This window comes from Falsiroseomonas sp. HW251, assembly GCF_050563545.1.
In the GTDB taxonomy this organism is placed as follows: Bacteria; Pseudomonadota; Alphaproteobacteria; order Acetobacterales; family Acetobacteraceae; genus Falsiroseomonas.
Map to the genome: position 1 here is coordinate 1 of NZ_JBNXUM010000024.1, position 14,441 is coordinate 14,441.

At 69.0% G+C, this 14,441-nt stretch carries 10 protein-coding genes and 2 pseudogenes; 3 read left to right on the top strand and 9 right to left on the bottom strand.

What is annotated here, in order from left to right; all coding sequences use genetic code 11:
• Positions 1-73 precede the first annotated feature (73 nt).
• From ACLF3M_RS24680 to ACLF3M_RS24710, 7 genes and pseudogenes are all read right to left on the bottom strand, one after another.
• Positions 74-1,204, bottom strand: coding sequence for a M24 family metallopeptidase (locus ACLF3M_RS24680; protein ID WP_430659646.1), 1,131 nt, complete (start codon positions 1,202-1,204; stop codon positions 74-76).
• Positions 1,205-1,215: 11 nt separating this feature from the next.
• Positions 1,216-2,490, bottom strand: a complete 1,275-nt coding sequence (locus tag ACLF3M_RS24685; RefSeq protein ID WP_430659647.1) for a TRAP transporter large permease — start codon at positions 2,488-2,490, stop codon at positions 1,216-1,218.
• A gap of 12 nt (positions 2,491-2,502) precedes the next feature.
• Entirely contained in the window at positions 2,503-3,021 is a 519-nt protein-coding gene (locus ACLF3M_RS24690; RefSeq protein WP_430659648.1) for a TRAP transporter small permease, read from the bottom strand.
• Positions 3,022-3,025: 4 nt separating this feature from the next.
• Positions 3,026-4,021, bottom strand: coding sequence for a TRAP transporter substrate-binding protein (locus ACLF3M_RS24695; RefSeq protein WP_430659649.1), 996 nt, complete (start codon positions 4,019-4,021; stop codon positions 3,026-3,028).
• Between the two features lie 27 nt (positions 4,022-4,048).
• Entirely contained in the window at positions 4,049-5,182 is a 1,134-nt protein-coding gene (locus ACLF3M_RS24700; RefSeq protein ID WP_430659650.1) for a M24 family metallopeptidase, read from the bottom strand.
• Positions 5,183-5,694: 512 nt separating this feature from the next.
• Positions 5,695-6,470, bottom strand: a pseudogene (locus ACLF3M_RS24705) (IS5 family transposase).
• Between the two features lie 232 nt (positions 6,471-6,702).
• Positions 6,703-6,945: a hypothetical protein gene (locus ACLF3M_RS24710; RefSeq protein ID WP_430659651.1), complete on the bottom strand. Its 243-nt coding sequence runs from the start codon at positions 6,943-6,945 to the stop codon at positions 6,703-6,705.
• 186 nt (positions 6,946-7,131) lie between these two features.
• Here ACLF3M_RS24710 and ACLF3M_RS24715 point away from each other — a divergent pair, with 186 nt between their 5' ends.
• Entirely contained in the window at positions 7,132-9,090 is a 1,959-nt protein-coding gene (locus ACLF3M_RS24715; protein WP_430659652.1) for a tetratricopeptide repeat protein, read from the top strand.
• A 653-nt stretch (positions 9,091-9,743) separates the two neighbouring features.
• On the opposite strand, the gene ACLF3M_RS24720 is transcribed toward ACLF3M_RS24715, so the two are convergent.
• A complete protein-coding gene (locus ACLF3M_RS24720) occupies positions 9,744-11,147 on the bottom strand; it encodes an MATE family efflux transporter (protein WP_430659653.1) in 1,404 nt (467 codons plus the stop codon).
• A complete protein-coding gene (locus ACLF3M_RS24725; protein ID WP_430659654.1) occupies positions 11,144-11,962 on the bottom strand; it encodes an SDR family NAD(P)-dependent oxidoreductase in 819 nt (272 codons plus the stop codon). The genes ACLF3M_RS24720 and ACLF3M_RS24725 overlap by 4 nt, the downstream gene beginning before the upstream one ends.
• A 128-nt stretch (positions 11,963-12,090) precedes the next feature.
• Between ACLF3M_RS24725 and ACLF3M_RS24730 the strand changes: the two genes are divergently transcribed.
• Complete coding sequence (locus ACLF3M_RS24730; RefSeq protein WP_430659655.1) at positions 12,091-12,663, top strand: TetR/AcrR family transcriptional regulator; 573 nt, start codon at positions 12,091-12,093, stop codon at positions 12,661-12,663.
• Positions 12,664-12,809: 146 nt separating this feature from the next.
• Positions 12,810-14,247: pseudogene (locus ACLF3M_RS24735) on the top strand (IS1182 family transposase).
• Positions 14,248-14,441: the final 194 nt, after the last annotated feature.

The window sequence follows — 14,441 nt, forward strand, 5'->3', positions numbered from 1 at the left end:
ATCACAAACCAACTCCGCGCCGGAATCCCTCACCGATTCACAGTTCCGGCACGAGGCTCTAGCGTGCTTGCTGCTACCCGATGGTCGGGATCTCGGTCGGCGCGAGGCCGAGTGTCAGCAGGCGCGTGCCGGTGTCCGTCACCACGACGAGGTCCTCGAGATGGAAGTAGGTGTTGGATTCGTCCATCACGCTGCATTCGACGTTCAGCACCATGCCTGGCGCGAATTCGGTCTTCTCGCCGGGGCGCATCACCGGCGCCTCGTGCAGCTCGACGCCGAGGCTGTGGCCCACCAGGCCCATGCGGAAGGTCAGGCCGCGCCTGGCGTATTCGCGGGCGCAGAGGGCGTGGATCTCGTGCGCCGCCACGCCAGGCTTCACGGCCTCGATGGCAAGCTCTTCGATCTCGCGCAGGGCGGCATAGGTGCGGCGCTGGAGGTCGGTCGGCTTGCCGCTGGAATAGGTGCGCGCGAAGTCGGAGCAGTAGGGGCCGTAGATGCCGCCGACGTCGAAGCGGATGATCTCGCTCTCCTGCAGCCTCCGGTCCGACGGCAGGCCGTGCGAGATCGCTGTGCGGTCGCCGCTGAGAAGATAGAGGAAGAAGGGGCGTTCGGCACCGCTGCGGGCGATGCCGTCGCCGATGCGGCCGACCATCTCCTTCTCGGTGTCCCCGAGCTTCGTCGCGCGCATCGCCTCAATCGTGGCGCGGTGGGTGCCTTTCGCCGCGGCCTCCAGCGCCGCGACCTGGGACGGCGTCTTGATCGCGCGGATCGCGGTGAGCTCCTTGTGCGTATCGACGAGCGTGATGTTGGGCAGGTGGGCCATCAGGCGCTGGCAGGAGGCGAGCGGCAGGAAGTCGGCGTCGATGCCGATGCGCGCGTTGGTCAGGCCGCGCGCGGCGAGCCGCTCCGCCAGCTTGTCCATGGGATCGTCGAGGAACTCGCGATAGGTGTTGATGGTCTCGATCCAGCTCTGGGACGCCGTCCAGGTCTTCTCGATCGCGCAGACCATCAGCTCCGGCTCACCGCGTGCGGGCAGCATGGCAAAGGCCTGGCGGTGCCGGATCAGGACCATGGTGTCGATGCGCGCGCCGGAGACGCCGGTGAAGTTCTCGGGGCTGATCGCGACGATGGCATCCAGACCGAGCTTGGCGGGCAAGGCACGCAGGGTGGCTTCCAGCGCGGGATCGGTGGCGGCGGAGGGCATGGTCGGAACTCCTAGGGCAGCAGCAGCCTGGGCAGGAAGGTCGCGAGCTGCGGCACGAAGCAGAGGATGACGACCGCGCCCGTCATCGCCCAGCAGAACGGCCAGGCGACGACGCGCCCGATCGGGATGCGCGCGATCGCGGCCGCGATGTAGAGCTGCATACCCACGGGCGGCGTCACCGTGCCGATCATGATCGTCATGATGACGATCAGCGCGAACTGCAGGGGATCGACGTGGTAGACGTCCACCAGCGGCGCGAAGACCGGCACCACGATCAGCAGCGCCGCGATACCGTCCAGGAAGATGCCGACCACCGTCAGCAGCGCGACGATAATCAGCAGGAAGGTCAGCGGGTCCTGCGTGATGCCGGACAGGAAGTCGCCAATCATGAAGCCGAGCCCATGCGCCGTCAGCATGAAGCCGAAGACGGACGAGGTGGCCAGGATGTACATCGGCACAGCCGTCATCTCGACCGCGTCGGCTAGCAGCGACGGCATGTCGGCCAGCCTGAGGTCGCGATAGACGAAGAATCCGACGAAGAGGCCGTAGACGCACGCGATGACGCCGGCCTCGGTCGCGGTGGCGACGCCGGAGAACATGCCGCCCAGGATGATGACCGGCGCCAGCACCGCCGGCAGCGCCGCGCCGATCGCGCGAAGCCGGTCCGTCCAGCCGACGCGCGGCGCGCGGGGATAGCCGCGCCTGCGGGACATGTAGGCCACCATCAGCATCAGCGTCACGCCGATCAGGATTCCGGGCAGGATGCCCGCCAGGAACAGCGCGCCGATCGAGAGGTTGGTGATGGAGCCGTAGATCACCATCACGATGGAAGGCGGGATGATCGGCCCCATCGTCGCCGCGCTGGCCGTCACGCCGGCGGCGAAGCCGGGGTCGTAGCCTTCCCGCTTCATGGTCGGGATCAGCATGGACCCGATCGCCGCGGCGTCGGCCGAGGCCGAGCCCGAGATACCGGAGAAGAACATGCTGGCGACCACGTTCACCTGCGCCGTGCCGCCGTGGAAATGCCCGACGAAGGCGCGGCTGACATCGATCAGCCGCGCGGTCAGCCCCGCGCGGTTCATGATCACGCCGGCCAGGATGAAGAAGGGCACGGCGAGCAGCGTGAAGGAGTTGATGGCGCCGAGCATGTTGTCGGCGGTCATGGTGACCGGGAAGCCCGTCACCCAGATGCTGACGAGGGAGGCCAGCAGCATGGAGTTCGCGCAGGAGACGCCGGCCAGCAGCAGGAAGGAGAAGACCCCGAGCAGCAGGCCGACGTCAGACAAGCCGCGCCCCTCTCATCGCATGGCGGCCGGCTTTCGCCGGAACTGGTAGATCAGCATCAGCAGCCCGCCCAGCGGCAGCGCGACGTAGAAGACGACCTGGGGAAAGCCGTCCAGCGAATAGAACTGCACGAAGCGGTTCTTCCACGCGACCGCGCTGCCGGCATAGATCAGCACGATGTTGCAGATCACGTCGGAGCCGAAGCCGAGCCAGTGGCTGAAGCGCCGGCCGGCATCGCCGAACCAGTCCACGACCTCCGTCACGCGGATATGGCTGCCGCGCGCGGTGGCGACGCCGCAGCCCACGAAGACCATCCAGACGAAGAGGTAGCGCCCGACCTCCTCGGCCCAGGCGCGGGGGTTGTTGAAGACGAAGCGCAGGATGATCTGGCCGACCACCAGCAGCACTGCGCAGGCCAGCAGGACGGAGGAGATGCCGAGCAGGAACCGCACGTCGCGGCGCGGTTCCACCCGGGCATCGTTGTCCTCGATCGCGACCGTCGCGAGGTCCGGAATCTCTTCGGCGTGCGTCATCCCTTTAGGGCGTCGCGGCCAGCATGTCGATCAGTCGGCCGGAATCGGCGGATCGGCCGCGGATCTCCTGCAGCAGGGGCTGCATGGCGCGCGACCAGGCCTCCGGGTCCTGGGCGGGGACGACCTGGAGGCCGCGCTGGCGCAGCGTGTCATAGGCCTGCTGCTCCGCGGGGATGGCCAGCGTATCCTCGGCCCAGGTGCCGGCCTCGCGCGCGGCGTCGCGGATCATCGCCTGCTCGGCGGCGGAATAGCGGGCGAAGCGCTGCTTGTTCATGTCGATCGCCATGATCGCGAACATGTGGCGCGTCTGCACGAGCGACCGCGTGACCTCGTTGAACTTCATGTCGAGCGCCAGGGCGGCGGGGCTTTCCAGGCCGGCGGCGACGCCGGTCTGCATCGCCATGTAGACCTCGCCCCAGGTCACCGGCGTCGGGCGCGCGCCCATCAGCTCGAACATGCGGATAAAGACGAAGCTCTCGGGCGAGCGCATGCGCACGCCGGTCATGCCGGACAGCGACGGCACGGGATCGCCGCGGAACATCATGTCGCGGAAGCCCAGGCCGAAATAGGCCAGCACTTCCGTGTTGGAGTTGGCGCGCAGCCCGTCGGTCATCGCCTGGCCGAATTCGCCGTTCAGCGCCCGGCGCGCATGGCCCCAGTCGCGGAAGACGAAGGGCAGCGCCGTTACCTCGATAGGCTGGTAGGCCTTGTCCATGATGCCGGTGGAGGTGAAGGTTATGTCGATCGCGCCGCTGTTCAGCAGGTCATAGGCCTCGCGTTCCTGGCCGAGCTGGGCGGCGGGGAAGACGCGCGCGTTGATCCGCCCGCCCGACCTTTCGCGCAGCGTCGTCGCGAGGCGGTTGGCGGCCTGGTCCACGATGCCGCCGACGGCGTGGTGGTGCGCGATGCGCACGATCTGCGCCTCCGCCCCGAAGGCGGACAGGGCGGTGGCGACCAGCGCCGCGAAGAAGGCGCGGAACAGACTACGTCTCGCGTGCATGCCTCTTCTCCCTCCGGGGGTGGCGGTTCAGTAGTCCAGCGTGCGGCCGATCACCGGCAGCTCCGGTGGCGGCAGGCCGAGGGTGAGCACGCGGTGGCCGTCCGCCGTTACCACGATCAGGTCCTCGATGTGATAGAGCGAGCCTTCCGCGTCCTTCGCGACGGGCTCGATGTTGATCACCAAGCCCTCGCGCATCACGGTCTTGTCGCCGGGGCGCAGCATCGGGTTCTCGTGCAGCTCGACGCCGAAGCTGTGGCCGACATGGGGCATGTGGAACTCGAGGCCCTGCTTCGCGAACTGGTCCTTGCAGAAGAAGAAGATCTCCTCCGCCGTCACGCCGGGCTTCACCATGTCGATCGTGGCCTTGTGGACCTTCCAGAGCTTCGCGTAGGTGTCCTTCTGCATCGGCGACGGATTGCCCGATGAATAGGTGCGCGCGAAGTCGCTGGCCCAGGCGCCGTAGGTGCCGCCGACGTCGAAGCGGATGATCTCGCCGGGGCGCGGCACGCGGTCATTGGCATGCGCATGCGCCTGCGGCGTGCGGTCGCCGCTGGCGAAGCAGACGAAGAGCGTGCCGTCAGCGCCGTTGGTGATGATGTTGGTGGCGATCCGGTCGGCCATGTTCCGCTCGGTGTCGCCCTGGTTGCTCGCGGCCATGGCATCCAGCACGGCGCGGTGCGTCTGCTTCGTGATCTTCTCGAGGTGGGCGACCTCCGCCGGCGTCTTTATCGCGCGGATCCCGGCGATGTCCTCGGTCGTGTTGACGAAGCTCGCCTGCGGCAGCGCGGCCTTCAGCCGGTCGAAGGAGCTCGCCGGAATGTAGTCGAGGTCAAGGCCGAGCCGGCCCTTCTCAAGCCCCTTCACCTTCAGCTCCTTCACCAGCGCGTCGATCGGGCTGTCGGCGAATTCGGTGTAGGTCGCGATGTCCTCGATCCAGCTGTCGGATTCCGCGAGCGAGAGCTCGATAGAGCAGATGACCAGGCTCGGCTTGCCCCGGGCCGGGACGATCGCAAAGGCCTGCCGCGGACGGATCAGCCCGACCGTCAGGATGAAGCAGCCGCTGACATAGGCGAAGTTCTCGGGGCTCATCGCGATGATGGCATCAAGCCCGCGCTCGCCCGGCAGGGCGCCCAGCCGCTCGACATCCGGCCTGAACTGCATCGCCGTCCTCCGCTGCAGGTGTGCGGGAAGGCTAGGCTTGCGGGTCGCGCGCTTGCAACGCCGAACCCGCGATGCACGCGATGCTGATTTCAGGCGGCAGTGATCGCGCGATGCGATCTGTTCCCGCGATTACCCCGGTCCAGAACCGCCGCCGGTCCTCCCGACAGATATTCCCTGGCCTGCCAAGCGACGCCGCCTTCGCCCGCAGCTTGTCCCCCCTGAGTGACTGCGTAAGCGTATCTGACTTGCGGTCGACTGGGGGCCAAGATCACGACCGTCCGTCCAACCTACGGATCGGCCTAAGGTAAGAGCCGGTCACCGGTGGCCGGGCAGTCAGCGGCTGAGCTTCGCTGCACGGCGTCGGATGCCCGCACGGCTGGTGCCAGTCGGCGCTACGGCACCATGACGGCTTTGACCCGGCCGCGGGAGTGTCCGTCGTCGAATGCTTTGAGACAGCCGAGGCGGCTTGCTAACGGAGGCTCTGGCCCATCTGGTGGTGAGGCTAGGGCCCATTAGCGCCTGCGCCAATCGGCGGTGGCGGCGAGGCAGAGGACGCCGAGGAAGGACGCGGCGGTTTTCTCGTAGCGGGTTGAGACGGCGCGCCACTCCTTCAGTCTGGCCCAGAGGCGCTCGACACGGTTGCGGTTGTTGTAGATCGGCGCTGGGCAGGCGACAGGCCCCTCGTCGCGGCGGGTCGGGATGGCAGGCCGCGCACCGATCTCAAACGTACTGGCGGAAGGCGTGGCTGCTGTAGCCGCGGTCGGCAACGACCCAGAGCGGCACGCCGGGTAGACGGGCAGCAGCGGCACGGCGTTGGGCGGTTCATGCGCCTGACCTGGCGCGAGGGCGAAGGCGACCGCGCGACCGCTGCTGTCAGCGATCACGCAGGCCTGCCATAGCCGCCACGAGAGCGGCCAAGCGCCTCACCCACGCCCCGTTCCGCCGGAGCGGCGTCTCTACCGCCGCCGCTGCCCCCTTCTGGTGGGCGCGGATCGACGTGCCGTCGAGGAACGCAATACCAAGCTCGACACCCCGCGCCCGTGCCATCTCGAGCAGCCGCTCCCACACGCCGAGCCGGGACCACCGGGTCTGACGCACTGCGTCAGACGGTCTGGGCCGCCATCCTCCACGGCCCGAACTCCTCCGGCGAGGCGCACCATTTCGGCCCGCTCTGGTGTCGCCAGAAGATGGCCGAGATAGTCCGGCGCAGATTGCTCGGCGGCACCTTCGCATGTGGACGGCACGCCTCCACCAGCGGCTCCAGCACCGCCCACTCCTCGTCCGTCAGCCCCAAACCGCCCTCCAGAAAGGCGGCTCACCGACAATGGGCTACCGCCTCATCAAACTCGGCGGACTGCAGACTCTCGCTCCGCTCGCTCATCGCGGCACAACGGCTCTCTACTTATTGCAGCTTGTACGACAGGCGCGCGGGAAAGACGGTTGCGCGCTGGCTATTGGAAATGCCTCGCTGTCGCGGCTGATACCACCGCTCTCGGCGCTGAAGGTTGTGGACCGTCTTGTCAGCGCAGCGACGTGAGATTGGTCATCACGCTACGCTCAACTTCGATCGTGGGGCGGTTGAGGGTTGCGGCGCCGATGTCGCGGCGCTGCTCCGGGCTCAGCGCTGCCAGCGTCCCGGCGGTCAGCCGGGCGGCACGCGCCGCGGCCAGTCGCGCGAAGAGGTGCGCCGCGTGCTGCAGCAGCGTAGCGCGGTGGCCTGCCGGTGCTGCGGGGATGAAGGTCTGGACGATGCTGCGCGCCATGGTGCTGCTCCTCTGCCTGGCGGGCCCCCGATCGGAGACCCTGCTGTGAGCGATGCTCCCTCCGGCGCGCTTGCCAGGCGTTCGGGTCGCGTGCTGTGACGCGGCATGCGGCGTTAAATCGTCGTTAAATGGCGGCGCGGAAGGGGATAGCTTCGCTCCATCCCATGGCGCCGGGGGACGACCCGCTTGCAGCTGCGACTTCTCGGAGGGCTTGATCTGGATGGCGGCGAGGCCTCCGCGCCCCTGCCCACGCGCAAGACCGCGCTGCTGCTGGCCCTTCTCGCGTTGTCGGCGCCGGCGCGCCTGCGGCGGGAGCAGCTCTGCGCGGCCTTCTGGCCCGACCGGGAGGAGGCGCAGGCCCGCAACTCTCTCCGCCAGGGATTGGCAGTGATCCGCCGCGCCCTCGGCGCCTCGAGGGACGACGGGCTGCGGCTTCAGAGCGACGTCGAAGCCGTGCAGCTTCGCGGGGCGCCGGCTTCGGTGGACGCCTGGCAGTTCGAGGCGCTGCAGCAGCCGGCGGACGCCGCGGGTCTGGCGCGCGCGGCAATGCTATTCCGCGGCGACCTGCTGGCCGGCATGGCCTTCGCCGAGCCGCTCGACCAGCTCTTCCTGCCGCATCGCCAGCGCTTTCGGCAGAAGGCGCTGCTGCTCGCGGAGCGGCTGAGCCAGCTCGACGCCGCCGAGGCGCAGCAGGCGGGGCAGGGCCTGGCCGAGCGCCTGCTCCTGCTCGACCCCGCGGCGGAGGAAGCGCATCGCGCGCTGATCCGGCTGCATCTGCGCCACGGCCGCGCCACCGCCGCGCGCCGCCAACTCGAGCTCTGCCGTGAGGCCCTGCGCCGCGAGCTCGACGCCACGCCGGAACCGCAGACGGAGGTGCTGCTGGCATCACCGGTCGCTGCGGCGCCGCGGCCGACCGCGCCCGGCCCCGCACCGCCGGCGCCCGATCGCGAGCGGCCGTCGGTCATCGTGATGCCCTTCGACAACCTCAGCGGGGCGGCGGACGACTACTTCGTGGACGGCGTCGTGGAGGAGGTCACGGCCGCACTGTCGCGGGTGCGCGACCTCGTCGTCATCGCCCGGCAGACTGCGTTCACCTACAAGGGGCGCCTGGCAGATGTGCGCGCGATCGGCGAGGAGCTGGGCGTCACCTATGTCGTGGAGGGCACGGTGCGCCGCGGCGGCGACCGGCTCCGCATCACCGTGCAGCTCGTGGACGCGGCGAGCCGCCAGCAGCTCTGGTCCGATCGCTATGAAGGGGCGGCAACCGACATCTTCGCCTTTCAGGACCGCATCGCGGCGCAGGTCGCCGGCGCGATCCTTCCCGCCGTGCGCAACGCAGAGATCGAGGTCGCACGCAACCGCCCGCCGGGCAGCCTGCGCGCGCATGACCTGGTGCTGCGCGCCCACCCCCGGATCTGGGCCCAGACCGCGTCGGACAACGAGGCGGCGATCGGAATGCTGCACCAGGCCGTGGAGGTGGAGCCCAGCTATGGCCGAGCCCTGGCCTTGCTCGCCTGGTGCCATTCGCAGGCAGTCGTCTATCTCTGGACCAGGGATGCCGAGGCGGATCGCCGGGCGGCTGCCGAGGCGGTGGAGTCGGCCGCCCCGCTGGTCGGAGACGACCCGACGGCGCTGGCCGCCGTCGGCGCGGCGATTAGTCAGTGCCTCGAGGATCTCGACCGAGCCGGCACCTTCATCGAGGCCGCGCTGGCTCTCGATCCCAACAATGCGTGGGCCTGGGCGCGGTATGCTTGGCTCGCGATCTACCGCGACGAGCCCGACGCGGCGATCGAGCGCTTCGAGCGGTCGCTGATGCTCAACCCGCTCGATCCGCTCGCTTTCAACCTGCGCGTCGGGATCGCCATGGCGATGTCCGCCCGCGGCGAGGCTACCGAGGCCGCTCGGTTGATCCGGGAGGTGCTGCACCAGCGACCGCGCACGAGCTGGGCCAACCGGCAGCTCGCCTTCCTGCTGGCGGAAGCCGGCGACCAGGACGGTGCGCGTGCGGCGATCGCGAACTTGCGGGCCACCCATCCCGGCGTCTCGATCGCACGCATGCGGGAATGCCACCCGTCCCGCCACAAAGGCGAACGCTTCGAGCGAATGGTGCGCGCTTGGCGGGCAGCGGGTCTGCCCGAGGATTGAGCCAGCGCGCTCCGACATCGCAGGCCAAGGGCCGCCTCGTGTTGCCCTCAGACGCCATCGACTACTGAGGGTCCGCCATCTCCAAGTTCCACTGGGCGCGCAAGATGCCGGGCTCCTACGGGGTGCGCGATCCGATGATTCGGCGCACCAGACGTGATCGGCTCGCCTGCGGAATCGGGCCACCCGTACCCTGGCGTTCCACCGCTCCGGCGAATGCGCACAACTTGCGTGTTGACCGGACGCTACAGGGCTTGCGGGGCGGCGGACGGTGCCGCCGTCCTGTTTTTGCTCCCCCGCCGGCCTGACGCGGACGGAGACGCCCCTTCCGGGGCGCCTCAACTCGACCAGGCCGTTGCTGGGCTCAGCCGTTGCCGCTCTCGTTGTATAGCGGCTCCCCAGTCTCTCGCCGGCCAACAGCGGCAGGCGCCGAGTTCTTCGGGGTGTATGCCTCGCGTAGCGCTGCCATTGGATCTGACGGTCCTTGCTGTCGGCGGATCGGTCGAGGATGTCCGCTCGGGGTCAACGCCGGCGGTAGCGCTTCCCCAAGTGAACGACTGAGGAAGTCGTGTCGCAGGCGGCGGCGGCTGCCCGCGGACGTACGCTCGCTTCAAATGCAGGCGTTGTCGCCACCGACAGACCGCCTCTGTCCGGCGTCAGCGCAGCGTCGGTCGCGCGCCGCGGAACCACACCCCGGACCGCACCGCGACCACCAGCACGCTGCCATAGAGCACCAGCGCCAGGGCCGCGGCGCCGAAGAGCGCCTCCAGCGAGCCGGTCAGTCGCAGCGCCAGCCAGCCACCGCCGACCGCCACGACCATGCGCAGAAAGCCCGCGCCGAGCGGCCAGGCCAGGCGGCCCGCGCCCTGCGACGCGAAGTATAGCGAGAGCCCCAGGCCGAAGAAGCCGAAGGCTGGCCCGACGATGCGCAGATAGGCGCTGCCGGCCTCCAGCATCGCAGGCTCGGCGCTGAACAGCGACAGCCACGCCTGCGGCCAGATCGCGGCGGCCACGCCGATCGTCTCCGTCATTGCGAAGGCGATCGCGCCGCCGACCAGCGCGATCCGCAAGGCCCGTTCCCGCTGCCCGGCGCCGATGTTGGTGCCGATCAGGGCGACGAGCGGTGCGCCAAGGCCGAAGACCAGCGGCACGAGCAGGTACTCCAGCCGCGCCCCCGTGCCGAAGCCGGCCACGGCATCGAGCCCGGCATGCCCTGCCACGAGGGCCGTCAGCAGCGCGATCGTCACGTTGGTCTGCAGCGAGGACACCGCGCCGACGCCACCGATGCGCAGGATCTCCCGGATCGGCGCCCATTGCAGCCGGACGAAGCGCGGGCGAACGAGGTTACGCCCCGACAGGATGTACCATCCCAGCACCAGCGCGCCCGCCAGGTTGAAGGCGACCAGCGCGGTGCCGCCGCCTGCGACCCCGAGCGCGGGCAGCGGTCCGACGCCGAAGATCAGCAGCGGCGAGAGTGGCACCAGCAGCAACACGCCGGCGCAGATCACCAGCGCCGGGACCAGCATATTGCCTGTGCCGCGGATCACGCTGGCCAGCCCGTTCATCAGCCACAGCAGCGGGTTTCCGAGGAAGACGACGGTCGAGTAGGTCAGCGCCGCTTCCAGCGCGGCGCCCTCGCCACCCAGCGCCCCGTAGATCGGCCGCCCGAAGCCGAGCATCAGCGCCGAGAAGGCGAAGCCCAGCGCCAGGTTGATGACGACGGCATGCAGGACCAGTCCATCCGCGGTGTCCCGCCGGCCCGCCCCAAGCGCGCGCGCAACGGCGGAGGAGATCCCGCCGCCGACCGCCCCGGCCGAGAGCATCTGCATCAGCATCACCGGCGGGAAGACCAGCGCCATGCCGGCCAGCGCATCGGTGCTAAGGTGCGAGATCCACCAGGTCTCGATCAGGCCTGTCGAGGCCTGGGCCACCATGATCAGAAGGTTCGGCACCGCCAGGCGCAGTAGCGTCGGCAGGATCGGATCCTGGAGCAGGCGCCGCGTGCGGGGATTGAGCGTGGCGGCTTGCGCGAGAGCGGGGGCGGCCGCGGCGGCGCTCATGCTGCCGACTCCGCCGCGACCGTGCGATACCGCGGCGCGGCGTGACGAAGGGAGAGGTTCGGCCCGAGCGACAGTCGCGCCGCGTCGGCTCTCGTCCAGGCCTCGGCGTCGGGCAGCGACGGGATGGTGACGAGTTCGCCGAAGTCGAGGCCGACGAGCGCCGCGTCCACCATCTCCTCGGCATCCATCACCATCTCCGGCGGCAGTCTTTCGACCGGAAGGCCCGACTTCTCCCACAGCGACGTCCGCGTGGCGCCGGGCAGGACGACCTGGATGCGCACGCCCGTGCCCGCCAGTTCGGCGGCGAGCCCTTGCGAGAGCGCGATGATGAACGCCTTGCTGGCGGCGTAGACCGCGTTGAATCGCTCAGGCGCCAGGCCCAGCACCGAGGCGATGTTGATCAGCGTGCCGCCCCCGCGCGCGCGGAACGCCGCGGAGGCCGCCGTGGCAAGCTTCGTCGCGGCGATGACGTTCAGCCGCATCATTGCGTCCAGGCGGTCGGGATCCGCAGCCGCTGCCGGGCCGGCAAGCGCCATGCCCGCGTTGTTGACGAGAAGGCCGATGGCGGGCGTTTCCGTCAGCCGCGCCGCGACGCGGGCGATGCCGTCGGCAGTGCCGAGATCCGCCGGCAGTACCTCCACACGCCGGCCCGTGGCCTGGCGAAGGCGTGCCGCGAGCTGCTCGAGCCTGGCGGTGTCGCGCGCGACGAGGACAAGATCGTGCCCGCGGCTGGCAAGACGCTCGGCGTAGATCGCGCCGATGCCGGTGGAAGCGCCGGTGACGAGAGCCACGCCGGGAATGGATTGGGGCAGCATGGGAAACTCCGTTCGGACGTAGGGTAGACCGTCCCAGGCTTATTGATGACGGTCGCCATGTTTGACATTGATGGCGAGCGCCATTAAATATGTCAAGCAGGCTTCGATGGTCTGCACCGGGAGGCGTGATGCGGGTTACCAAGCAGCAGGCGGCGGAAAACCGGACCAGGATCCTGACAGAGGCCGCGCGCCTGTTTCGCGAGCGCGGCCTGTCGGGCGTCGGTGTGGATGCCCTGACTGAGGCCGCTGGCCTGACCCATGGCAGCCTCTACAGCCGCTTCGGCTCAAAGGAGCAGTTGGCGGCCGAAGCGCTGGGCCACGCGCTCTCGACCAGCTCGCTGGCGCGGCTCCCGGAGCAGGCGGGCCGTGACGACCTGGCTGCCGCCGTGACGCGCTACCTCGCGCCGAGCCATCGGGATGCACCGGGGCAGGGCTGCGCGCTGGCGGCGCTGGGCTGCGAGATGGCACGCCAGCCCGCGGCGCTGCGGGAGGTGTTTACCGAAGCTTTGAAGGAGCGCGTGCGGGTGCTGTCGACGTCGATGCCGGGCGGCGATTCGTCCGCCGAGGCAAAGGCGATCGCGCTGCTGGCAGGCATGGTCGGCGCGATGGTCCTGGCGCGCGCGGTGGACGATCCGGCCTTCTCGGATCGCGTTCTGCAAGCGTCGCGCGACACGCTGCTGGGGCGGATCGAGGACGCCTGAAAGCGCTTGTCCCCAGTCGCGAGGGGGCTGGTCGGCACGAACTTGCCTGTACTGACTTCCGCGACAGAGCTACCGCGAATTTGGGCGCAGCTTGTGTGAAAACCGCGACCTTCGGCTAGGATTTTGGCGTTGCTGGGGAGGCCGGGATGAAGCGCTTCGTCGAAGGCGAGGACCGCTGCCAGACGGCACTGCTCCCCCCGTGCATCGACGACTAAGTCCCGGAGGAGAACCCGGTCCGGGTCATTGATGCGTTCGTCGCGAAGATCGACCTTGCCGAGCTCGGCTTCGAGGGTGTCGTGCCCGAGCGCACCGGCAGGCCCGCCTACCATCCTGCGACGCTGCTCAATACATCTACGGCTACCTCAACCGCATTCCGTCCAGCCGACGCCGGGAACGCGAGGCGGAGCGGAACCTCGAGCTGATGCGGCTGACGGGCCGGCTCGCGCCTGACTTCAAGACGATCGCCGATTTCCGGCGGGACAACGGCCCCGCGATCCGCGCGACCTGCCGACGCTTTATCCTCCTCTGCCGTGCGCTCGGCTTGCTGTCGGAGGCCTCGGTCGCGATCGACAGCAGCAAGTTCAAGGCGGTGAACGCGCGTGAGCGGAACTACACGATGAACATCGTCCGCCGTCGCATGGAGCAGACAGAGACGAGTGTTGCACGATACCTCGCCGCGCTTGAGACCGCGGACCGGCAGGAGGAGGAGACGGCGCGCCAGAGGACCGGGCGGCTGAAAGACCGGCTTGCGCGGCTCGATGAGCGCATGGCGCACCTGTGCGAGATGGAGGCGGCGGTCCGCGCATCGCCCGACGGGCAGGTATCCCTGACGGGTCCGGATGCGCCAGCGATGGCGACGACCGGCAAGGATACGGGTCTGGTCGGCTACAACGTGCAGGCCGCGGTAGACACGAAGCATCACCTGATCGTCGCGCACGAGGTGACGAACATCGGCAACGACCGCGCCCAGCTCTCGGGAATGGCGGCAAAGGCCAGCGAGACCACCGGTCATCACGCGCTGACGGTTTTTGCCGACCGCGGGTACTACGCCGGCGAGGAAGTTATGGCCTGCACGCAGGCGGGCCATGTTCCGCTCGTACCGAAGTCGATGACCTCGGGTGCCAAGGCGAACGGCCGGTTCGGCAAGCAGGACCTCGCCTACCTCGCGGAGAAGGACGCTTACCGGTGTCCTGCGGGCGGACGATGAAGTGGTGGTTCAACCGCGTCGACGAGAACGGGACGACACTGCGGCACTACTGGACGACCAGATGCCCGGCCTGCCCGATCAAGGCTCAATGCACGCCGGCCAAGCTGCGCTGCATCACACGCTGGGAGCACGAGGGCGTCCTGGATGCCATGCAGCGTCGGCTCGACGCTCAACCCGACGCCATGCGTCTACGACGACAGACGGCTGAGCATCCATTCGGCACGCTGAAGGCTTGGATGGGCGTTGCCCCCTTCCTGACCCGCACCATCAAGCGCGTCAGTACAGAGATGAGTCTGCAGGTGCTGGCCTACAACATGAAGCGGGCCATCGCCATCAAGGGCATCGGGCCGCTCTTAAAGGCCATCCCCGCCACGTAGGCGGCGCGGACTCGTCCCGCCCTGCGCCTGCCAGGTCAGCGCCAGTCTGTCGAACACTGAGCTCCGGTGCCGGCTGACGCTGGCCTCTATCCAGCCGGCGAGTTTCCAAACGGCCTCGGCGGAAAGCGGCTGTTGTGCCGGAGACGGATCCGTCTGGTATCACTCGCATGGACGAGGGCAAGTCGGACTGCCGC